This is a genomic window from Streptomyces sp. MK7 (assembly GCF_032658145.1).
In the GTDB taxonomy this organism is placed as follows: domain Bacteria; phylum Actinomycetota; class Actinomycetes; order Streptomycetales; family Streptomycetaceae; genus Streptomyces; species Streptomyces spiralis.
Genome location: NZ_JAVACL010000005.1, coordinates 23,988 through 44,415, shown reverse-complemented (window position 1 = coordinate 44,415; position 20,428 = coordinate 23,988). Strand labels below are relative to the sequence as shown.

Below are 20,428 nucleotides of genomic sequence, written 5' to 3'. Positions count from 1 at the left end.
CGGGCCTCGTTCTCGTTGTCCGGTGGGTGCTAGTCCTCGCCGAGGTATGCCTTGCGGACGGATTCGTCGTGGAGGAGTTCCTGTCCGGTGCCGGACAGGACGATGTTGCCGACCTCCATGACGTGGCCCTGGTCGGCGAGGGAGAGGGCCGCCTGGGCGTTCTGTTCGACGAGCAGGATGGTGGTGCCCTGGGACTTGAGCTCCGAGATGGTGGCCATGATCTTCTGCATCATGATCGGCGAGAGGCCCATGGACGGTTCGTCGAGCATGAGGAGTTTGGGCTGGGACATGAGGGCGCGGCCCATGGCGAGCATCTGCTGTTCGCCGCCGGAGAGGGTGCCCGCGGCCTGCTTTCTGCGTTCCCCGAGGATGGGGAAGAGGTCGTAGGCGCGCTGGATGTCCTTTTCGATGCCTTCCTTGTCCTTGCGGAGGAAGGCGCCGAGCTGGAGGTTCTCGGCGATCGTCAGGCGAGGGAAGATGTGCCGGCCTTCGGGGGAGTGGGCGAGTCCGAGGGCGACGATCTTGTGGGCGGGGACGCCGGTGAGCGGCTTGCCGTCGAAGACGATCTTGCCGGACGTGGGCTTGAGCAGGCCTGAGAGGGTGCGCAGGGTTGTCGTCTTGCCGGCGCCGTTGGTGCCGATGAGGGTGACGACCTGGCCGGCTTCGACGCTGAACGAGATGCCTTTGACGGCCTCGATCTTGCCGTAGGCGACCCTGAGGTCCTCGACCTCCAGCAGTGCGGTCACTGGGCCTCTCCCTTGGTGGTGCTGTCGTTCTCCTCGCCGGTGCTGTCGGCGTCGGCCGTGTCGTCCGCGTCGCCGCTGCTGTCCGTGTCGGCGGTGTCGTCCGTGTCGGCGGTCTCGGCGGCGGTCTCCGCGGCCTCGACCTCGGCCGCCTCCGCTTCCCCGGGGTCGCCCTCGAAGGGTTCGCCCAGGTAGGCGGCGACGACCCGTTCGTCGGCCTGGACGACGTCGGAGGTGCCCTCGACGAGCTTCTCGCCCTGGACGAGGACGGCGACGCGGTCGCACAGGTTGAAGATGAAGCGCATGTCGTGCTCGATCACGAGCACGGCGATGCCCTTGTCCCGGATGGCGAAGACCAGTTCCTCGGTGGTCCGGGTCTCCTGCGGGTTCATGCCGGCCGTCGGTTCGTCGAGCAGCAGCAGGCCGGGCTCGCTGGCGAGTGCCCGGGCGATCTCCAGCTTGCGCTGCTCGCCGTAGGGCAGGTTGCGCGCGAGGTGGTCGCGCTTGGCGTCGAGGCCGACGAACGCGAGGAGCTCCATGGCCTTCGCCTCGGAGTCCTTCTCGGCCTTGCGGAAGCCGGGGCCGCGCAGCAGTGCGGACCACAGGCCTTCTTTGGTCCGGGTGTGGCGGCCCACGAGGACGTTCTCCAGAACGGTCATGTTGGCGAACAGCCGGATGTTCTGGAAGGTGCGGGCGATGCCGGCCTGTGTGACCAGGTGCGGCTTGGGCGGCAGCACCTTGCCCTGGTAGGCGACGGTGCCCTCGGTGGGGACGTACAGGCCGGTGAGGCAGTTGAAGAAGGTGGTCTTGCCGGCGCCGTTCGGGCCGATGAGGCCGACGATCTCGCCGCTGTTGACCGTGAAGTCGACGGATCGGACGGCGGTGAGGCCGCCGAAGCGCATGGTGACGTCACGGGCTTCGAGTACAGGTGTCGTCATGGTTTCTTACGCCCCTGCCTTGGTGACGGCCGGTTCGTCGGTCAGCGTCTTCTGTTCTGGTACGTCGAGTTGTTCGGTCTCGTGGAACTCGAGCTGGCGGCGGCGGTTGGCGATGATGCCTTCCGGCCGGAAGCGCATCAGCAGGACGAGCGCGATGCCGAAGGCGAACAGCTCGTAGTTCTGGAGGAACTGGAGCTTTTCGGGGACCAGGTAGAGGACGCTGGCGCCGAGCAGCGGGCCGCTGACGGTGCCCATGCCGCCGAGGACGACGGCGGCCAGGAGGAAGGCGGAGTTGGGCGGGGCGGCGCCGGCGAACTGGTAGGGCTGGGGGTTGACGCTGTAGTTGACGTGGGCCATCACGGTGCCGGCGAGGCCCGCGAGGGAGGCGCCGAGGGCGAAGGCGATGAGTTTGACGCGGAAGCCGTTGATGCCCATGGCGGTGGCGGCGGTCTCGTCTTCGCGGATGGCGATCCAGGAGCGGCCGATGCGGGAGTCCGCGGCGCGGGTGAAGACGAGCACGACGATGGCCGTGACGATGAGCATCAGGAACAGGTAGTTGGCGAATCGGCCGAGGGTGAATCCGCCGATGTCGTGTGCTTCGCCCAGGTGGAATCCGAGGATGTTGAGGTCCGGGATCTGGGTGATGCCGTTCGGGCCGCGGGTGATGTTGGGTCCGGAGTCGCCGTCGAGGTTGTTGACGGTGATGCGGAAGATCTCACCGAAGCCGAGGGTGACGATGGCGAGGTAGTCGCCGCGCAGCCGCAGGGTGGGCGCGCCGATGAGTACGCCGAAGACGAGTGAGGCGGCCATGCCGGTGAGAGCGGCGGCCCAGAAGGGGAAGTGGACGCCGGAGAACCGGGAGTACTCGGAGCCGGAGACGAGGGCGGCGGCGTAGGCGCCGACGCCGAGGAAGGCGACGTAGCCGAGGTCGAGGAGGCCGGTGAGGCCGACGACGATGTTCAGGCCGAGGGCGACGGTGGCGAAGATGAGGATGTTGACGCCGACGTTGGCGTTGTGGTCGTCGCTCTGGGTGAAGGGGAAGATCACCGCGGCGACGAAGGCGAGGGCCGCGGCGAAGCCCTTGTGCTGTGCGGAGATCGTCGCGTAGCGGTCGACGAGGCCGGTGTGGATGAGTCCCCAGGCGGCGAAGACGACGAGCAGCAGGTAGCCGATGAAGGTTTCGCTGGCGTCGTTGTCGATGCCGATGCCGTAGGTGAAGGCGATCAGGGCGATCGCGGTGCCGGCGGTGATGATGCCGCGTTCGGCGATCGGGGTGATGCCGCGGGGGCGTGGCTGCTGAGGCTTGGTGAGGTAGCCGCGCAGGCCGGTGCCCGGGGCGGGGCGGGGCAGGGCGAGGGCGCCGAGGACGGGGAGTGCGGAGGCCACCATGGCCACGTAGGCGCCGGGGTCGAGGTTGACCAGGCCGCCGAGGTCGACGGCGATGGCGATGCCGGTGAACCAGCAGACGGCGAACGCCGACATGGCGGTGAGGAACACCGGTGAGGTGGCGTTCGACGGGTTCAGCCAGCGCAGCCCCTTCACGTTCCACTGGTTGAGCGCGAACAGCAGGGTGAGGGCGCCGGCCACCAGGGCGAGGATCTGCAGGCCCGCGGGGTAGCCGTAGACGGTGAGGTCGCCGGGGAAGTCGGGCGTCCAGGTCCAGCTGAGGAAGGTGCTGGCGATGGTGGCGACGGCGCCGACGGCTATGAGCGGGCGGGCGAGGACGGTGGGCAGCGGGACGGGTCCGCGTCCGGTGCCGGCGGGGGTCTTGGTGGTGTCGGTCATGCTGTTCTCACGCCCTGTCCGCGACGCGTTCACCGAGCAGGCCTTGTGGCCTGAAGAGGAGTACGAGGATGAGGAGGACGAAGGCCCATACGGCGGCCCAGCCACCGCCGCCGAGCTGCTGCATGCCGGGGATGTCGGCGATGTAGGCGGTGGCCATGGCTTCGGCGACGCCGAGGACGAGGCCGCCGAGCATGGCGCCGTAGATGTTGCCGATGCCGCCGAGGACGGCCGCGGTGAATGCCTTCAGGCCGGCGATGAAGCCCATGTCGTAGGAGACAGAGCCGTACTTGAGGCCGTAGGACACACCGGCGACGGCGGCGAAGAAGCCGCCGATGGCGAAGGCGATGACGATGATGCGGTTGGTGTCGATGCCCATCAGCTGGGCGGTGTCCGGGTCCTGGGCGGTGGCCTGCATGGCGCGGCCGGTGCGGGAGAGGCGGACGAAGAAGGCGAGGACGGCCATGCACAGCGGGGCGGCGACGATCAGGAAGACGTCGCCGCTCTGTACGGTGACGGAGCCGATGTGCAGCGGGCCGAACGGCAGTTGCGGGAAGACGCGGGCCGACTTGGCGTCGCCGCCGACCTTGTACCAGTTGAAGACGGCCTGCTGGAGCGCGAGCGAGAGACCGATCGCGGTGATCAGCGGGGCGAGGCGTGGTGCGCCGCGCAGCGGCCGGTAGGCGAAGCGCTCGGCGCCGACGGCGATGAGCACGGCGACCAGTGCGCCGCCGATGAGCATCGCCGGCAGGGCTATCCACATGGATATGCCGTCCGGCAGGACGAGGTAGACCGTGAGGGCTCCGAAGCCTCCGGTCATGAAGATCTCGCCGTGGGCGAAGTTGATGAGCTGGACGATGCCGTAGACCATCGTGTAGCCGATGGCTATCAGCCCGTACATCGAGCCGAGGAACAGCCCGTTGGCCAGCTGCTGCGGCAGGGTGTTCACCGCATGGCCTCCATGTGGTGGGGAGAGTCAAGGGGGGCGTAGAAGGCGGGCCGCGCGGTGACGGTGGTCTGCGCCGCGCGGCCCTGAGTGGTGCGGAGTGTCCGGCTTGGTTACTTCGGGCTGGCGACGCCGCTCTTGACGGACTTCCATTCACCGTTGGTGACCTGGTAGACGGTCAGCTGCTTGTTGGTGGTGTCGCCGTACTGGTCGAAGGAGATCTTGCCGGAGAGGCCGTCGAAGGAGGTCTTCTGGACGGCGTCGACGACCTGCTGGCGGGCGTCGGCGGGGATCTTGCCGTCCTTCACGACCTGGCCGACGGCCTTGATGATGGCGGTGGTGGCGTCGTAGGCGTAGGAGCCGTAGGTGCCGTAGTCGCCGGGGTACTTCTTGGCCTTGTAGGTGGCCACGAAGTCCTTGGCGGCGGGCAGGGTGTCGACCGGGACGCCGATGGAGGTGACGAGGTCGCCCTCGGCGGCCTTGCCGGCGGTCTTGATGTAGGTCGGGGTGAACATGCCGTCGCCGCCGAACAGCGGGATCTTGGCGCCGGCGTCCTTGAGCTGCTTGGTCAGGACCTGGGACTCGTCGTACTGGCCGCCGTAGTAGAGGATGTCGGCGCCGGAGTTCTTGATCTTCGTGACGAGGGTGGAGAAGTCGCGGTCGCCGGTGTTGACGTGGTCGGTGCCGATGACCTTGCCGCCCTGCTTGGTGAACTGCTCCGTGAAGATCTTGGAGAGGCCCGCGCCGTAGGTCTGCTTGTCGTCGACGACGAACGCCTTCTTCGCGTGGACGCCGTTGTAGGCGTAGTCCGCCGCGTAGGCGCCCTGGAGCTCGTCGGTGGTGGCGGTGCGGAAGTACGTCTTGAACGGGCGGGACTTGCTGGTCTGCCAGTTCTTGCCCTGGGTGAGCTCGGGGTTGGTGTTGGACGGGGAGATCTGCACCAGGTTGGCGGTGGCGAAGACCTGCTGCATCTGGGTGGCCACACCGGAGTTGAGGGGGCCGACGACGCCGAGGACGCTCTTGTCGGAGACGAGCTGGGTGGCGTTCTGCTGGCCGGTGGCCGGGATCGCCTTGTCGTCCAGCGCCTTGAGCTTGAAGGTGACGCCGGGGACGGTCTTGTTCTTGTTGGCGTCGTCGACGGCGATCTTAGCACCGTACTGGATGCCGAGACCCGTCGCGGAGTTCTGGCCGGTCAGCGGGGCGTCGACGCCGATCGTGACCGTCACGTTGCCGCTGTCGCCGCCCTTGCTGTCGTTATTGCGGGAGCCGCAGGCGGTGAGAGTCAGAGCTCCGGTGGTCAGAACGGAGGTAAGAATCACCAGAGAACGCTGTCGCACAATCGATCCTTTCCGCAGGCACGTCCGCCCCTTCTGTGGGGGCGGTGGGTGCCGCGCCGGTACCGAACTCCCGATGGAGCGGTGACTGGCCGTGACTCTAAGCGGGTGGGGGGAACGTGGAGGAGTGCTTGACCAAGGCTGTGACGCTCTTGTTATGACACGAGGTAATGCAGAGCGGTACAGCGTGGGGGGAAGAGCCGAATTCGGGCTGATTCGCCCCGTCCGCATTGTGAGAATCCGCAGGACCCGCCGTGATCCGTTCAGGCGTCTCGAGGGTTTTGGTGATTACCAAACTTTGTTGCCGCAGGCGCCTTTCGGGGTCGGCGGGGGGTGCTGTGCACAGGGGGCGGCGGGAGTGAAAGCGCGAATGTGTATTGCACGCGTATTACATAGAGTTACTGCGAAGGAAAGGAGTTCGGCGACTTCGGCGCCTTTCCGCGTTCCGCCCACGGGGGAGGGTATGGTGATTTTGCGGGAAATATGTCCCTCTGTCCGGGAAAAGTGCGTGATGTCGTGCGCTGGCGCGGCGGTGACCGTGCCCTCCTGACGGTACGTCAACTCACTGGCGCGCACGGCGTGGTGGGGATCGCCGAGAGAGGGATGACCCCGGCGGGGCTCGGCGGTCCCGCCGGGGCGAGGGCGTCAGACGCCGGTGTTCGGCAGGCTCGCCTCGTCGCTCCTGGGGGCGTCGCGCAGCAGGCAGGTCAGGCGGGCGCTGCACACGCGGCGTCCCTCCTCGTCACTGATCACGATCTCGTACGTGGCCGTCGAGCGTCCCCGGTGCACCGGTGTGGCGACGCCGGTGACGAGGCCCGAGCGCGCCCCGCGGTGGTGCGTGCAGTTGAGGTCCACGCCGACCGCGATCTTCGAGGTGCCGCCGTGCAGCATGGAGCCGACCGAGCCCAGTGTCTCGGCCAGCACGGCGGAGGCGCCGCCGTGCAGCAGCCCGTACGGCTGGGTGTTGCCCTCCACGGGCATGGTCCCGACCACGCGCTCCGCCGACGCCTCCAGGATCTGCACGCCCATCCGTGTCCCCAGGTGCCCGGCCGAGAACAGCGCCTGCAGGTCGACGCCGAGCGCGGCGTACTCGTCGATGACCTCCTGCGGGAACTTCACGTGCTGCTGCTCACCCATGGGCCCGGCTCCGTTCGTCGTACACCTGGTTCGTCGTACATCTGTCCGCTGAGCAAACGCTCAGTCGGTCGCCGATTGTTCCAGACGGGTCTCCAGGCGGACCACCACGGACTTGCTGGCGGGGGTGTTGCTGGTGTCCGCGGTGGCGTCCAGCGGGACGAGCACGTTGGTCTCCGGGTAGTAGGCCGCCGCGCAGCCCCGGGCCGTCGGGTAGTGCACGACGCGGAAGCCGGGTGCCCGCCGCTCGACATCGTCCTTCCACTCGCTCACCAGGTCGACGTAGGAGCCGTCGGCGACGCCGAGGCCCCGCGCGTCCTCGGGATGCACCAGCACCACCCGGCGGCCGGCCGTGATGCCCCGGTAGCGGTCGTCGAGGCCGTAGATCGTGGTGTTGTACTGGTCGTGCGAGCGCAGCGTCTGCAGCAGCAGCCGGCCCTCGGGCAGCTCGGGGTACTCCACCGGCGCGGCGGTGAAGTTGGCCTTGCCGGTGGCCGTCGGGAAGCGGCGCTCGTCGCGCGGGGCGTGCGGCAGCGCGAAGCCGCCGGGGCGGGTCACGCGCGCGTCGAAGTCCTCGAAGCCGGGGACCACGCGGGCGATCCGGTCGCGGATCGTGGCGTAGTCCTTCTCGAACTCCTCCCACGGCACCACGCTGTCCTCGCCCAGCACGCGGCGCGCCAGGCGGCAGACGATGGCCGGCTCCGACAGCAGGTGCGGGCTCGCGGGCTCCAGACGGCCGCGCGAGGCGTGCACCATGCCCATGGAGTCCTCGACGGTCACGAACTGCTCGCCGCCGTCCTGGAGGTCCCGCTCGGTGCGGCCCAGGGTGGGCAGGATCAGGGCGCGCGCGCCGGTGACGACGTGGGAGCGGTTGAGCTTCGTCGACACGTGCACGGTCAGCCGGGCCCGGCGCATGGCGGCCTCGGTGACCTCGGTGTCGGGGGAGGCGGAGACGAAGTTGCCGCCCATGGCGAAGAACACCTTCGCCTCGCCGTCGCGCAGGGCGCGGATGGCCCGGACGACGTCGTAGCCGTGTGCGCGCGGCGGCGCGAAGCCGAACTCCTTCTCCAGGGCGTCCAGGAAGGCCGGGGCCGGGCGCTCGAAGATGCCCATCGTGCGGTCGCCCTGCACGTTGGAGTGGCCGCGCACCGGGCACACGCCCGCGCCCGGGCGGCCGATGTTGCCGCGCAGCAGCAGGAAGTTCACGACCTCGCGGATGGTGGGCACCGCGTGCTTGTGCTGGGTCAGGCCCATCGCCCAGCACACGATGGTGCGCTTCGAGGCCAGGACCATCTCCAGCGCTCGGTCGATCTCCGCGCGCGTGAGGCCGGTCGCGGTGAGCGTCTCGTCCCAGTCGGCGGCGCGGGCGGCGGCGGCGAACTCCTCGTAGCCGTGGGTGTGTTCGCGGACGAACTCCTCGTCGACCGCACCCCGGGTGTCAATGATCAGCTTGTTGAGGAGGCGGAAGAGGGCCTGGTCGCCGCCGATGCGGATCTGCAGGAACAGGTCGGTGAGCGCGGCGCCGGTGGTCAGCCCCTTCGGCGTCTGGGGGTTCTTGAAGCGCTCCAGGCCCGCCTCGGGCAGCGGGTTGACGCTGATGACCCTCGCGCCGTTCGCCTTGGCCTTCTCCAGGGCGGAGAGCATGCGCGGGTGGTTGGTGCCCGGGTTCTGGCCGGCCACGATGATCAGGTCGGCCCGGTACAGGTCCTCCAGCAGGACGCTGCCCTTGCCGATGCCGATCGTCTCCGACAGGGCCGAGCCGGAGGACTCGTGGCACATGTTGGAGCAGTCGGGCAGGTTGTTGGTGCCCAGCTCGCGTGCGAACAGCTGGTAGAGGAACGCGGCCTCGTTGCTGGTGCGGCCGGAGGTGTAGAAGACGGCCTCGTCGGGGGAGGAGAGAGCGGCGATCTCCTCGGCGACGATGCCGAAGGCGCGCTCCCACGTGACCGGCTCGTAGCGGTCGGCGCCCTCGGGCAGGTACATCGGGTGGGTCAGGCGCCCCTGCTGGCCCAGCCAGTAGCCGCTGCGGCCGGCCAGGTCGGCGACGGAGTGCGCGGCGAAGAACTCCGGGGTGACCCGGCGCAGGGTGGCCTCCTCGGCGACCGCCTTGGCGCCGTTCTCGCAGAACTCCGCCTTGTGCCGGTCCTCCGGCTCCGGCCAGGCGCAGCCCGGGCAGTCGAAGCCGTCCTTCTGGTTGACCCGCAGCAGGGTCAGCGCGGTACGGCGCACGCCCATCTGCTGCTGGGCGATGCGCAGGGTGTGCCCGACGGCCGCCAGCCCCGCCGCCGCGTGTTTCGGCCCGGCGACCCGCGGCGCGTCCTGAACCGGGTCGCCCTTGGGCGGCTTCGTGGCCATCGCGCCCTCCCCTTCGACTGCGCTGTTGAAGACGTACGCCGCCGATCCTGCCACGGGGTACCGACAACGGGACCGGCCGCCTTGCGTCCCGGTCGCGGTGACGGCTGCGCCCCCGGTCGCTGTGAGGGCGCTCACGCCCGCCGGGGCCGCGTGGCCCCGGCTGTCAGTGGGGCGTGGCAGGATCGAGGGCGTGGCAGAGACAGCATCGAAGAAGAACGACACGACCTCCGGCGGTACCCGTCCCCGGCTGATGCTCATGGACGGGCACTCGCTGGCCTACCGGGCGTTCTTCGCGCTGCCCGCGGAGAACTTCACCACCGCGACGGGCCAGCCGACGAACGCGATCTACGGCTTCGCGTCGATGCTGGCCAACACCCTGCGTGACGAGGCGCCCACGCACTTCGCGGTCGCCTTCGACGTCTCGCGCAAGACCTGGCGCTCGGAGGAGTTCACCGAGTACAAGGCGAACCGCTCCAAGACCCCGGACGAGTTCAAGGGCCAGGTCCAGCTGATCGGCGAGCTGCTCGACGCGATGCAGGCCCCCCGCTTCGCCGTCGACGGGTTCGAGGCGGACGACGTCATCGCCACCCTCGCCACCCGGGCCGAGGCCGAGGGCTTCGAGGTGCTGATCGTCACCGGCGACCGCGACTCCTTCCAGCTGGTCTCCGAGCACACCACGGTGCTGTACCCGACCAAGGGCGTCTCGGAGCTGACCCGGTTCACTCCGGAGAAGGTCTTCGAGAAGTACGGCTTGACGCCGGCCCAGTACCCGGACTTCGCGGCGCTGCGCGGCGACCCGTCGGACAACCTGCCGGGCATCCCGGGCGTCGGCGAGAAGACGGCCGCGAAGTGGATCAACCAGTTCGGTTCGTTCGCCGAGCTGGTCGAGCGCGTCGAGGAGGTCAAGGGCAAGGCCGGGCAGAACCTGCGCGACCACCTGGAGGCCGTCAAGCTCAACCGCCGGCTCACCGAGCTGGAGCGGAACGTGGAGCTGCCCAAGGCGGTCACCGACCTCGCCCGGCAGCCCTACGAACGCAAGGCCGTCGCGATGCTCCTGGACAGCCTGGAGATCCGCAACCCGTCCCTGCGCGAGCGGCTCTTCGCGGTCGACCCCGGCGCCGAGGAGGCCGAGACCACCCCGATCGCCGCCGACGGCGTGGAGCTGGACGGTGCGGTGCTCGCCACCGGCGAGCTGGCCGGCTGGCTCGCCGAGCACGGCACCCAGCCCCTGGGCGTCGCCACGGTCGACGCCTGGGCGCTGGGCGCGGGCTCGGTCGCCGAGGTCGCGCTCGCCGCGCCCGGCGGTGCGGCCGCCTGGTTCGACCCCTCCGAGCTGGACGAGGCCGACGAGCGGGCGTTCGCGAGCTGGCTGGCCGACGCCGAGCGGGCCAAGACCTTCCACAACGCCAAGGGTGCGATGCGGGTCTTCGCCGAGCACGGCTGGCGCGTCGAGGGCGTCACCATGGACACCGCGCTCGCCGCCTACCTGGTCAAGCCGGGCCGCCGCTCCTTCGACCTGGACGCGCTGTCCCTGGAGTACCTGCACCGGGAGCTGACGCCCGCCGCCGCGGCGGACGGGCAGCTGGCCTTCGGCGCGGACGACGCCGCCCAGGCCGACGCCCTGATGATCCAGGCCCGCGCCGTCCTCGACCTCGGGGAGGCGTTCGAAGGCCGGCTGGGGGAGGTCGGCGCGGCGGATCTGCTGGGCGACATGGAGCTGCCCACCTCCGCGCTGCTCGCCCGCATGGAGCGGCACGGCATCGCCGCCGACCGCGCCCACCTCGAAGCCATGGAACAGATGTTCGCCGGCGCGGTGCAGCAGGCAGTGAAGGAGGCGCACGCGGCGGCCGGGCACGAGTTCAACCTCGGCTCGCCCAAGCAGCTCCAGGAAGTCCTCTTCGGTGAGCTGGCCCTGCCGAAGACCAAGAAGACCAAGACGGGCTACACCACCGACGCCGACGCCCTGGCGTGGCTGGCCGGTCAGACGGACAACGAGCTGCCGGTGATCATGCTCCGCCACCGCGAGCAGGCCAAGCTCCGGGTCACCGTCGAGGGCCTGATCAAGACGATCGCGGCGGACGGCCGTATCCACACCACGTTCAACCAGACGGTCGCCGCCACCGGCCGCCTGTCCTCCACCGACCCCAACCTGCAGAACATCCCGGTCCGCACCGACGAGGGCCGGGCCATCCGCCGCGGCTTCGTGGTCGGCGAGGGCTTCGAGTCGCTGATGACGGCCGACTACAGCCAGATCGAGCTGCGGGTGATGGCCCACCTCTCCGAGGACGCGGGCCTGATCGAGGCGTTCACCTCCGGCGAGGACCTGCACACCACCGCGGCCTCCCAGGTCTTCGGCGTCGAGCGGTCGGCGGTGGACGCGGAGATGCGCCGCAAGATCAAGGCGATGTCGTACGGCCTGGCCTACGGGCTGTCGGCCTTCGGCCTCTCCCAGCAGCTGAACATCGAGGCGGCCGAGGCCCGCGCCTTGATGGATGCCTATTTCGAGCGCTTCGGCGGCGTACGGGACTATCTGCGCCGGGTGGTCGACGAGGCGCGGGCCACGGGTTACACGGCGACGCTCTTCGGGCGCCGCCGCTACCTTCCCGATCTCAACAGCGACAACCGTCAGCGCCGCGAGGCGGCCGAGCGCATGGCCCTCAACGCGCCCATCCAGGGCACGGCCGCCGACATCGTCAAGATCGCCATGCTGAATGTGGACCGGGCGCTGCGCGAGGCCGGTCTCGCCTCCCGCCTGCTCCTCCAGGTCCACGACGAAATCGTCCTGGAGATCGCCCCCGGCGAGCGTGCGGCGGCGGAGGAGATCGTCCGCCGCGAGATGTCCGGCGCGGTCCGCCTCCGGGCGCCGCTGGACGTCTCGGTGGGCGTGGGGCCGGACTGGGAGTCGGCGGCGCATTAGGTCCTGTCGTCAAATTCCCGTCGTCCGCCCGCGGGGCGGGCCTCGCGGCGTCCGGGGCGTGCTCCCTGCTCCGGGGTCCCCCGGCCGAAGGCCGGGGGAGTGCCGGGTGCGAGCCCTCGTACTGGACGTCCCTGGGCTTGTGCCCGGTGCGGCGAGTGGGGGCACCTCCCACGCCGTCAAGGCCTTGGGGGAGTGCCGGGCGTCGCGACGGGGCGAACGTCGCCTGTTGCGGCACCAGGGGGTGCCTCGCCGAGACACCCCCTGGGAACGGCACCGCGCCTGGTGCCGCACCAGGCGCCGGGGCCGGGCGGCGGTGCGAAGCCGTGCCGGGGAGGGCGTGCATGGCCCGTCTGCCCAGCCGAGGCGGCAGGGCAGGCAGGTCCTCCTGCGCCGCGGGTGCGGCAACCCGCACCGCCCGCCTCGTGACCGGGACGGGCGGGGGCGGACGGCCCTCCGTGCCGTCGGGGCCCGTCACTCACGTGGCCCCCGCAGAAACGCACCGGCCACCCCGGCCCGCCAGGATGCGGGCATGGGTATACGCATGCTCAACCACCGGCCGGCGGTGTCCCCGACAGCCGTCGGCGCGGCCCCCGCCGCGCCGCCCCCGCCGGTCCCGGCCTTCGCGGCCGACGCAAGCACCGCCCGCATCCCCCCCGATCTCGCGGCAGCCGTGCGCCGGGCCGTGACCGGGCTGCGCCGTCGGGCCGTCCCCGGCGAGTCCCGTCCCTGGCGGATGTGGGCCGACCTGACGCGCGGCTACGTCGCGCTCCTCCTCGCGCGCCTCCCGCAACCGGCCCCGGCGCGCACCGTCACCGTCTTCGTGGCGGCCCCGATCCCCCGTGCGGACCGCACGGACCGCCCGCTGGGCCCACCCGCGCACCGGCCACGCCCGGACGGCCGCCCCGGCCGGGACGAGCCTGCCCGCCGGGACGAATCCGCCCGCCGGGACGGGCCGTCCCGCCGAGATGAGCCGTCCCTCCCGGACGAGCCCTCCCGCCACGACCGGCGGCCCCAGCAGAACGGGCAGAATCGTCCGGGCCAACGCGACTGGTAGCGCCGCCGGGCGATGAGAGAGGCCAGGACGGCCGGAACCGGCACCCCGAGCCACCGCCGTGAGCAGCCCGCGCCCCGCAGCCGTCCCTGTCTCCGGCGCCTTCCACATCTCCGGCACCTTCCGGATCTTCTCTCCGGTACCTTCCGGATCCTCCGCAGCTTCCGGACCTTCCAGACCTACCAGACCGTCCGAGGTGCCCGAAGCGTCCCTCAGTCCGAGCGCACGGACACGCCCGCTTGGTCCGCGTCCCCGCCGGAGCGACCGGAGCGACCGGAGCGGCCCGAGCGACCGAACCAGCCGGAGCCGGCAGAGCCACCCACGTCACCCACATCACTTGAGCCACCTGAGCCGCCCAAGCCAACCGAGCCGCTCAAGCCGTCGAATGCCCCGTACCCGGACCCCCGTCGCGCCCTGACCCCCACCGCGTAGGCCGCCAGGCCGAGCGTCAGACCGGCGCCCGCGCCGAAGCACAGGGCCGGGACGAGATCCCGGAGGCCCGCCGCCGAAAGCGGCCCCGCCCAGGACCGCGCGACCCGCTGCACCGCCCCGGCCGCCGCACATCCGCCGATGACGGCCCCGGCCCACCACCGGTCCCGGGCCGTCAGTACGGGCACCCCGACCGGCTCGCCCGCCGGCGCCCGCCGCAACGCGCGGACGAGGAAGAGCACGATCACGACCCCGGCCACGGCCGAGCCGCCGTACTGCAGGTACCAGTAGAGCGGAGCGCCCGCCAGCCGCTGCCCCAGCACCGGAAACAGCCGCATCCCCCACCGGTCGAGATGCGTGAACGCGTCCCACACCACGTGCGTCAGCGCCCCCAGCACGGCGGAGACGTACCACCACAGCACCGAGGCCGGTGCCACGCGCGCGCGTGGCACCCCGCACCGGGTCAGTGCCGCCGGCCGCCCCTGCCGGGCCCGCGGCAGCAGCGCCACCAGCGGCTCGCGCATCAGCAGCCACAGCCACACCAGTACCCAGGCGATGGGCACATCGACGGTGAAGACCCCGGGGAAGGAGTGCGTGACCGTGCCGAACTCCATCGCTCCAGGAAGGACATTGGCCACGTAATAGGTCATGTCCGGCGAGAAGGAGCCGGCCACGAGCACCGCCGGCACCAGTCGGCCCCGCCCCGATCCGTCGCCGCGCACCGCGGGCAGCACGGCGGCCGCATGGCTCAGAGTGAACGGCAACTGGGCTCCCCGTAAAGCGCGTTGAACCGGGCCGGCGGCCCGGTGATCACAGCGTCCAGTATGCGGGACGGGCCGACGGTGCACTTCATCACCCGACGTCCAGGGCCAACCGGTTAAAACCGGGCACGAACCGCTCCCGGCACAAAGGAAGTTGTCGTAGGGTCACCTGGGTCGTACATCCGAAGAGCTCCATGAGGCTCCACGAGGGCAACCAGTACCGCGGGTCAACCGTCACAACAGGGCGAACAGACAGAACAGAGGGACGCTCGGACGTCCACGGGAGGGGTTCACTCCATGGCGGCGCAATTCGGCAGGAGGCTCTACAAGGGGGCGGCGACCACGGCCGTGGCAGCGGCGGCGGTCGCGGCACTCACCGCCTCCCAGGCTCCCGGCGCGACGACGGACGGTCCGGGAAGACCGACCGCCACCGGTACGACGCCCGCCCCCGACGTCAACGCCGACGGCGACGGCGCCGCGACCGGCAACTCGCCGTACTACACGGACCTGCCCCCGCTCAACAGCCCCGACCCCGCGCCCACCGCCGACACCCGGTCCTCCGGGACGCCGTCCGAGGCGGGCATACCCGCCACCGTCCTCGACGCCTACAAGAAGGCCGAGGCGGAGCTGCGGTCCTCCAAGCCGAGCTGCAACCTGCCCTGGCAACTGCTCGCCGCCATCGGCAAGGTCGAGTCCGGCCAGGCGCGCGGCGGCCGCGTCGACGCGAACGGCACCACGATCGCGCCGATCCTCGGCCCGGTCCTCAACGGCAGCGGCTTCGCCCACATCAGCGACACCGACCACGGCGTCTACGACGGCGACACCACGTACGACCGCGCGATCGGACCCATGCAGTTCATCCCGTCCACCTGGGAGTGGGCGGGACGCGACGGCAACGGCGACGGCAAGAAGGATCCCAACAACATCTACGACGCGGCCATCGCCGCGGGCCACTACCTGTGCCGCAACGGCTGGGACCTGTCCGACGACGCCGATCTGCGCAAGGCGATCCTCAGCTACAACAACTCCCAGGACTACCTGAACACCGTCCTGTCCTGGCTGGAGTACTACCGCAAGGGCACCCACTCGATCCCCGACGGCACCGGCACGATCCCCTCCGGCCGCAGCGACGACACGAGCGGGTCCCGGCCGGGTCCGTCCTCCTCGGGGACGACGCCGCCGAAGGCGACCCCCAAGCCCCACAGTCCGGGCAGGCCCAGCGGCCCGGCCGGGCCGGGCGGCGGCAGCCCGAGCACGAACCCGACCCCGCCGGCCAAGCCGACCCCGCCGCCTTCGACGCCGTCCACATCGCCCACGCCCACCGACACCGTGGACCACCTGGAGGACGCGGGCACCGCCGAGCTCACCGCCATGGCCGGGGACGCGTTCACCCAGAAGATCAGCACCCGAGCCGAGACGAAGGCCGGGAAGGCGGTCCCCAAGGTCAGGGTCCGGTTCATGGTCCTCGGCGACACCGACGCCACCTTCACCGGCGGCGAGACGGTCGCCACGGTCCTCACCGACTCCTCCGGCGTGGCCGTCGCGCCGGCACTCCAGGCGGGCGAACAGACAGGCCGCTTCGCCGTCCGCGCCCTGGTCGTCGGCCGTACGGTCTCCGGCCTCGAATACACGGCGACCGTCACCGCGCGCGCCGCCGACACCCTCACCCGCACCAGCGACACCCCGCTCACCTGCACCCCGGGCGGCGAGTTCGCCGACCAGGTCGAGGTCAAGGCCACCTACGAGGGCGCCGTCGCCGGCAAGGTCGCGGCCACCGCCACCCTGATCAAGGCCGCCGACGACCCGACCGAGAACGACAAGGGCCCCTACTTCAAGGACGCCTACGGCAAGCCCGTGCGCACCCTGAAGGACCTTCAGACGGACACCGACGGCCTGCTGAAGCTGCCGAAGCTGTACGCGGACGACACCACCGGCACCTTCCTGCTCCGCATCACCACCACCGGCGGCGCCACGCTGACCGTGGAACTGAAGGTGGCGGCGGCCGACACCTCGGCGGAGCCCTCGCCCAGCCCCTCGACGGAGCCGTCGCCCAGCCCCTCGGCCTCGTAGACCACGACGCGACCGGCCCGCCGTACGCCACCGGTCCGACCGGCCCGCCGGACTCCACCGTCCGGCGGGCCGGACCTGTCAGCCCCGCCGGAGCCGGGCGTTGGTGTGCCGGGTCGGTTCCGCCGTCGCCGGGTCCTCCGGCCAGGGATGCTTCGGATAGCGCCCGCGCAGCTCCGCCCGTACGCCCTTGTAGCCGTCCCGCCAGAACGAGGCCAGGTCGGTGGTGACGGCGGCGGGCCGCCCGGCGGGGGAGAGCAGGTGCACGAGGACCGGCACCCCGGCGAGCACCGGCGACTGCCGCATCCCGAACATCTCCTGCAGCTTCACCGCCAGCACGGGCCGGTCGGGATCGGCGTAGTCGACGCGGATCCTGGACCCGCTGGGCACGGTGATCCGCTCCGGGGCGAGCTCGTCCATCCGGGCGGCCTCACCGGAGGCCCAGGGCAGCAGCCGGGCCAGCGCCTGCCCGGCGTCGATCCGTGCCAGGTCCGCGCGCCGCCGGGCCCGGCCCAGCTCCGGTTCCAGCCACTCCTCCACGCGCGCGTGCAGCGCCTCGTCACCGACATCGGGCCACGGCTCCCCGAGATGCCGGTGCAGGAACGCGAGCCGCAGGCGCAGCACCTCGGCCTCCGGCGACCAGCGCAGCAACCGGAACCCCTCCTGCCGCAGCCCGTCCAGCAGAGCGTCCCGTACGCGTCCGGGGTCCGGGTCGGGCAGGGGGCGGACCGTCAGCTCCACCGCCCCCAGCCGCTCGACCCGCCGGGCCACCACGTCCCCGCCGGCCCAGAGGACTTCCTCGCGCTCCTCGTACAGCGCCGCGGCCGCCTGTCGCGCGACGTCCTCGTCCACGGCCGCGGCGAGCCGCACGCGCGCGTGCCCCCTGCCGAGCGGCCGGTCCGCCACGGCCACGGCGATCCAGGGAGCCCCCCACAGACGCGACCCCTCGGCCGGCTCGGCACGCGTACCGGAGACCATGAGATACGACCCCCCGTCCAGCCTGGCCACCCGCTCGGGAAAGGCAAGAGCGGCCACAACCCCGACAACGCCGTCCTCCCCGGCACCGGCCCACTGCGCGCTGCGATACTCGGCCTGACCGCCCTCCCGGGCACCGGGCCGGTGCATGGTGCGCTGTCCCGCCTCGCCGTCCTCTCCGGTGCCTGGCCACTGCTTGCCGCGTGGTTCTGCGGGGCTGTTCCGGCCGGCGCGGGGCCGTTGCTCGTCGCGGGGTCCTGCCGCGCGGTCTTGTCCGGTGCCGGGCTGATCCTTGCCGCGTTCGGGTTTGCCGTTTCCGTCGACGCCGGGCTGGTGCCTGCCGTGTGGTTCCGCGGGGCTGTTCCGGCCGGCGCGGGGCCGCTGCTCGCTGTGGTGTCCCGCCTCGCCGTTCTCCCCGGCGCCGGGACCGTGACCGCTGCCGAGCTCCGCCGCGCCGTCCTTTTCGGCAGTCGGCCGGTGGCCGCCGTGAGGCTGCGCGCCGGCGTCCGTTGCGGCAGTCGGCAGATGGCCGCGGCCGGTTTTCGTGCCGGCGTTCGTACCGGCGGCAGGCTCGTCGGCGGGGCGGTCACCGACGCCTGTCGCGGCGGCGTGCAGGCGCCGGGACTCCGTGCGCCAGCGTGACGCGTACGGGTCGCCGCCGCGCCGGGCGGCCCGCAACGCGGCGGCGAGGTCGTCGCCGTACTCGCGGGGCAGCTCCTCGCTGAGGAGCGCGACCACCTCCGCCACGCGTTCGGGCCCGCCCGGGGCCGTCGCGTCGAGCAGGGCGCGGCCCAGCCGCGGATGCACGCCCAGCCGCGCCAGCCGCCGTCCCCGCGGTGTGGCCCGCCCGGCCGGGTCCACCGCTCCCACGGCCGCCAGCACGCCCCGTGCCGCCGCCATCGCACCCTGCGGCGGCGGATCCAGCAGTGCCAGCCCGGAGGCGTCCGGATCGCCCCAGCAGGCCGCCTGAAGGGCGAACGCGGTCAGGTCGGCCACCTTGATCTCCGGAGCGGGGAAGCGCGGCAGCCGCCCGTCCTCGGCCTCCGCCCAGCACCGGTACACCGTGCCCGCCGCCTCGCGCCCGGCACGTCCCGCCCGCTGCCGTCCGGCCGCCTGCGAGGCCCGTACCGTCGCCAGCGCGCTCAACCCGCGCGCGTGGTCCACACGCGGCTCCCGGGCCAGCCCCGAGTCGACGACCACGCGCACTCCGGGCACCGTCAGCGACGACTCCGCGACGGAGGTGGCGAGCACCACCCGGCGGCGCCGCCCCGGCGCCAGCACCGCGTCCTGCACGGCCGCCGGCGCCCGCCCGTGCACCTGGAGCACCTCCACGTCGCCGAGATCCCCCAGCTGCCCGGCGACCCGCGCGATCTCGCCCACGCCCGGCAGGAAGCACAGCACGTCCCCGGCCCGCTCGGCGAGCGCCCGCCGCACCACCGACGCCACGTGCGCCAGCAGCGCGGGATCCACCCGCATCCCGTGCGGCGGCCGGACCGGGCGCGCTGGGGGTCCCCCCGGACGAAGTCCAGGGGGAGGCGCCCACACCACCTCCACCGGATGCGCCACGCCCTCGGCCTCGATCACCGGAGCCCCGCCCAGCAGCCGCGCCCAGCCCTCGGCGTCCGTGGTCGCCGACGCGGCGACCAGCCGCAGCTCGGGCCGCAACGTCTCGCGCACGTCCCACAGGAACGCCGCCGCCGTGTCCGCGTCCAGATGCCGCTCGTGGCACTCGTCGAGCACCACCACGTCGACACCCGCCAGCTCCTGGTCGCGCTGGAGCCGCTGCAGCAGCACACCGGTCGTGACGACCTCCACGCGCGCGTGCCGCCCGACGACCCGCTCCCCGCGGACGGTGTAGCCGACGCTCCGGCCGACCTTCTCGCCCAGCAGCCACGCCATGCGCCGCGCCGCCGCCCGGGCGGCGATCCGCCGCGGTTCCGCGACGACCACCCGCCGCGCCGGTCCCTCGCCCAGCAGCCCGGCCAGCGCCAGTGGCACCAGCGTCGTCTTGCCGGTGCCGGGCGGGGCCACCAGAACGGCGGTCCCGTGCCCGTCGAGGGCGTCGTGCAGACCGGGCAGGGCACCGCGCACCGGCAGCGCGTCCAGGGCGTCGTAACGGATCACGGATGTCTCGGTCCTGGTCGTCTCGCTCGTCCCGCTCTCAGTCCCGCTCGCAGACGAAGATCGCCGTCCCCGGGATCAGGTGCCCGCGCAGCGGGGACCAGCCGCCCCACTCGGAGGTGTTCCAGTCGGGCCACTCCGGCTCCACCAGGTCCACCAGGCGGAAGCCCGAGGCCGCGACGTCCCGGACGCGGTCGCCGAGCGTGCGGTGGTGCTCGACGTAGACCGCGTTGCCGTCGTCGTCCTGCTCCACGTACGGCGTGCGGTCGAAGTAGGAGGCGGACACGCTCAGCCCCTCCGGGCCGGGCTCGTCGGGGAAGGCCCAGCGGATCGGGTGCGTCACCGAGAAGACGAACCGCCCGCCCGGCCGCAGCACCCGTCGCACCTCCCGCAGCACCAGCCGCGGGTCGGCGACGAAGGGCAGCGCCCCGTACGCCGAGCACGCCAGGTGGAAGGAGCCGTCCGCGAAGGGCAGGGCGCCCGCGTCGGCGCACACCAGAGGGAACGATCCGCCGATGCGCAGCGCGTGCTGGAGCTGCCGGTGGGACAGGTCCAGGGCGACGGGGCGAGCCCCCTGCGCGGCCAGCCAGCGCGCACACTGGGCCGCGCCGGCGCCGATCTCCAGGACGTCCTTGCCCTTGAGCTCCTCGGCCGGGCCGAGCAGCTCCGCCTCGACCTCGTCCAGGCCCTCGGGGCACCACACGAAGCGGTCGTCGCCGAGGAAGGTGCCGTGTTCGATCTGGTACTCGTCCGCGTTGCGGTCCCACCACCCCCGGTTGGCCCGGGCGCTCTCGGTGACACCGGCCGCCCGCCGGGTGGCCTCCGGTTCGGACGATGCGAACGGTGCTGGCTCTTGGATGATCGGCTCCCTCGTC

At 71.8% G+C, this 20,428-nt stretch carries 13 protein-coding genes; 3 read left to right on the top strand and 10 right to left on the bottom strand.

Annotated features, from left to right (window positions below; translation table 11 throughout):
• Positions 1–29 precede the first annotated feature (29 nt).
• The 7 genes from R2S09_RS08950 to R2S09_RS08920 form a co-directional block, all read right to left on the bottom strand.
• Entirely contained in the window at positions 30–746 is a 717-nt protein-coding gene (locus R2S09_RS08950) for an ABC transporter ATP-binding protein (RefSeq protein ID WP_189903731.1), read from the bottom strand.
• A complete protein-coding gene (locus tag R2S09_RS08945; RefSeq protein WP_306183596.1) occupies positions 743–1,681 on the bottom strand; it encodes an ABC transporter ATP-binding protein in 939 nt (312 codons plus the stop codon). The genes R2S09_RS08950 and R2S09_RS08945 overlap by 4 nt, the downstream gene beginning before the upstream one ends.
• Positions 1,682–1,687: 6 nt before the next feature.
• A complete protein-coding gene (locus tag R2S09_RS08940) occupies positions 1,688–3,466 on the bottom strand; it encodes a branched-chain amino acid ABC transporter permease (protein ID WP_316740365.1) in 1,779 nt (592 codons plus the stop codon).
• A gap of 7 nt (positions 3,467–3,473) precedes the next feature.
• On the bottom strand, positions 3,474–4,412 hold the full coding sequence (locus R2S09_RS08935) for a branched-chain amino acid ABC transporter permease (RefSeq protein WP_306183598.1): 939 nt from the start codon (positions 4,410–4,412) through the stop codon (positions 3,474–3,476).
• A gap of 110 nt (positions 4,413–4,522) precedes the next feature.
• Entirely contained in the window at positions 4,523–5,746 is a 1,224-nt protein-coding gene (locus R2S09_RS08930) for a branched-chain amino acid ABC transporter substrate-binding protein (protein WP_306183600.1), read from the bottom strand.
• Between the two features lie 642 nt (positions 5,747–6,388).
• Positions 6,389–6,880, bottom strand: coding sequence for a hotdog fold thioesterase (locus R2S09_RS08925; protein WP_316740364.1), 492 nt, complete (start codon positions 6,878–6,880; stop codon positions 6,389–6,391).
• 60 nt (positions 6,881–6,940) lie between these two features.
• The gene (locus R2S09_RS08920; RefSeq protein ID WP_316740363.1) at positions 6,941–9,232 is read right to left on the bottom strand and encodes an FdhF/YdeP family oxidoreductase; all 2,292 of its coding nucleotides are present in this window, start codon (positions 9,230–9,232) and stop codon (positions 6,941–6,943) included.
• 190 nt (positions 9,233–9,422) lie between these two features.
• On the opposite strand from R2S09_RS08920, the gene polA reads away from it, so the two are divergent.
• Together polA and R2S09_RS08910 are read left to right on the top strand one after the other, a co-directional pair.
• Complete coding sequence (gene polA, locus R2S09_RS08915) at positions 9,423–12,149, top strand: DNA polymerase I (protein WP_316740362.1); 2,727 nt, start codon at positions 9,423–9,425, stop codon at positions 12,147–12,149.
• Positions 12,150–12,678: 529 nt separating this feature from the next.
• Positions 12,679–13,203, top strand: a complete 525-nt coding sequence (locus tag R2S09_RS08910) for a hypothetical protein (protein WP_316740361.1) — start codon at positions 12,679–12,681, stop codon at positions 13,201–13,203.
• 209 nt (positions 13,204–13,412) lie between these two features.
• On the opposite strand, the gene R2S09_RS08905 is transcribed toward R2S09_RS08910, so the two are convergent.
• Entirely contained in the window at positions 13,413–14,393 is a 981-nt protein-coding gene (locus R2S09_RS08905) for a DUF4184 family protein (protein WP_316740360.1), read from the bottom strand.
• Between the two features lie 294 nt (positions 14,394–14,687).
• Between R2S09_RS08905 and R2S09_RS08900 the strand changes: the two genes are divergently transcribed.
• On the top strand, positions 14,688–16,460 hold the full coding sequence (locus tag R2S09_RS08900) for a lytic transglycosylase domain-containing protein (RefSeq protein WP_316740359.1): 1,773 nt from the start codon (positions 14,688–14,690) through the stop codon (positions 16,458–16,460).
• A 78-nt stretch (positions 16,461–16,538) separates the two neighbouring features.
• Here R2S09_RS08900 and R2S09_RS08895 read toward each other — a convergent pair whose 3' ends face one another.
• Together R2S09_RS08895 and R2S09_RS08890 are read right to left on the bottom strand one after the other, a co-directional pair.
• Positions 16,539–19,556 carry an ATP-dependent helicase C-terminal domain-containing protein gene (locus R2S09_RS08895; RefSeq protein ID WP_316740358.1) on the bottom strand — a complete coding sequence of 1,006 codons (3,018 nt, stop codon included), beginning with the start codon at positions 19,554–19,556 and terminating at the stop codon, positions 16,539–16,541.
• 37 nt (positions 19,557–19,593) lie between these two features.
• Positions 19,594–20,415 (bottom strand): class I SAM-dependent methyltransferase, encoded by an 822-nt coding sequence (locus R2S09_RS08890; protein WP_306183949.1) that lies wholly within the window; start codon positions 20,413–20,415, stop codon positions 19,594–19,596.
• Positions 20,416–20,428 lie beyond the last annotated feature (13 nt).

Bases quoted from the DNA above. Each gene is read 5' to 3' on its own strand.
- R2S09_RS08945 (WP_306183596.1), bottom strand. From the start codon at position 1,681: ATGACGACACCTGTACTCGAAGCCCGTGACGTCACCATGCGCTTCGGC.
- R2S09_RS08940 (WP_316740365.1), bottom strand. From the start codon at position 3,466: ATGACCGACACCACCAAGACCCCCGCCGGCACCGGACGCGGACCCGTC.
- R2S09_RS08925 (WP_316740364.1), bottom strand. From the start codon at position 6,880: ATGGGTGAGCAGCAGCACGTGAAGTTCCCGCAGGAGGTCATCGACGAG.
- R2S09_RS08920 (WP_316740363.1), bottom strand. From the start codon at position 9,232: ATGGCCACGAAGCCGCCCAAGGGCGACCCGGTTCAGGACGCGCCGCGG.
- R2S09_RS08910 (WP_316740361.1), top strand. From the start codon at position 12,679: ATGGGTATACGCATGCTCAACCACCGGCCGGCGGTGTCCCCGACAGCC.
- R2S09_RS08900 (WP_316740359.1), top strand. From the start codon at position 14,688: ATGGCGGCGCAATTCGGCAGGAGGCTCTACAAGGGGGCGGCGACCACG.